Source organism: Thioclava sp. L04-15, from assembly GCF_002020275.1.
Lineage (GTDB): Bacteria > Pseudomonadota > Alphaproteobacteria > Rhodobacterales > Rhodobacteraceae > Thioclava > Thioclava marina.
On record NZ_MPZW01000024.1, the window covers coordinates 1 to 1687 of the forward strand.

General features: G+C 59.9%; 1 protein-coding gene. It reads left to right on the forward strand.

Going from position 1 to position 1687, the window contains the following annotated elements; translation table 11 throughout:
* Positions 1-84 precede the first annotated feature (84 nt).
* The gene (locus tag BMI90_RS18420; RefSeq protein ID WP_078530919.1) at positions 85-1599 is read left to right on the forward strand and encodes a catalase; all 1515 of its coding nucleotides are present in this window, start codon (positions 85-87) and stop codon (positions 1597-1599) included.
* Positions 1600-1687: the final 88 nt, after the last annotated feature.

Here is a 1687-nt window from a genome sequence, read left to right on the forward strand (position 1 = left end):
ATGACTGTCGCGGAAACTTCAAGGAACTCCCCCGCGCTCCCTGCGTTTCGAAACCGCTATATTTCAAAAATCAGAGGTTCCGACATGACGAACGACAAGCCCGGACGCCCCGCCACCACAGATGGGGGCGCCCCCGTCCAAAGTCTCGAACATTCGCTCACGGTCGGTTCCGACGGTCCGATTGTTCTGAACGATCACTACCTCATCGAACAAATGGCGAATTTCAACCGTGAGCGCATCCCGGAGCGCCAGCCCCACGCCAAGGGCTCGGGCGCGTTTGGCCATTTCGAAGTGACGGGCGACGTTACGAAGTACACCAAGGCGAAAGTCTTTCAGCCGGGCGCGAAGACGGACATCGTCGCGCGCTTCTCCACCGTCGCAGGCGAGCGCGGCAGCCCCGATACGTGGCGCGACCCGCGCGGCTTCTCGGTGAAGATGTATACCGAGGAAGGCAATTTCGACATGGTGGGCAACAACACCCCCATCTTCTTCGTGCGCGACCCGCTGAAGTTCCAGAGCTTTATCCGCAGCCAGAAGCGCCGCGCTGATAACGGCCTGCGCGATCACGATATGCAGTGGGACTTCTGGACCCTCTCGCCCGAGAGCGCGCATCAGGTCACCTACCTTATGGGAGACCGCGGCATCCCGCGCACTTGGCGCGAGATGAACGGTTATTCGAGCCACACGTATTCGCTCGTCAACGAAGCCGGCGAGATGTTCTGGGTGAAGTTCCACTTCAAGACCGATCAAGGCGACGGCAACGCGCATTTCACGCAGGAAGAAGCGGACGAGATGGCTGGCGCAGATAGCGACTATCATCGCCGCGACCTATTCAACGCCATTGCCGAGGGCAACAATCCGAGTTGGACGCTCTATTTCCAGATCATGCCCTTCGAGGATGCCAAGACCTATCGCATCAACCCGTTCGACCTGACGAAAGTTTGGCCGCACAAGGACTATCCGCTGATCGAAGTCGGAAAGATGATCCTTGACCGCAACCCGACCGATTTCCACACGGAAATCGAGCAGGCGGCCTTCGAACCTAACAATATGGTTCCCGGCGTCGGTCTCTCGCCCGACAAGATGCTGCTGGCGCGTGGCTTCTCCTATGCCGACGCGCACCGCGCGCGGCTCGGTGTAAACTACAAGCAGATCCCGGTGAACAAGCCGCAGTCAGAGATTAACGCCTACACCAAAGACGGCGCGCTTCGGGTAAACAAGTCCGAGGATCCGGTCTATTTCCCGAACTCCTATGGCGGGCCGGAAGCGCAACCGCAGCAGGCAGAAGCGGGCCTCTGGTATGCCGATGGAGATATGGTGCGTCAGGCCTACACGCTGCGCGAAGATGACGACGACTGGAGCCAGGCCGGCGCGCTCGTGCGCGACGTGATGGATGACGGCATGCGCGAGCGTCTGGTGAACAACGTGACCGGCCACCTTTGCGACGGCGTCTCCGAGAAGGTGCTCAAGCGCGCCTTCGACTATTGGCGCAATATCGACGGCGATATCGGCGAGCGAATCGAGAAAGCGGTCCGCGACAAGCTGGGCGGTGGTTCGAAAGCGCCAGGCATGGCCTCGGCAAAGAGCATCAGCGGCTGAACTGATCGTCAGACCAAACGAAAAAGGCGGGGTTGGTTCCCGCCTTTTTGCCATCTGCTTCAGCGGTTCGCAAAGCACATGCCTCGCC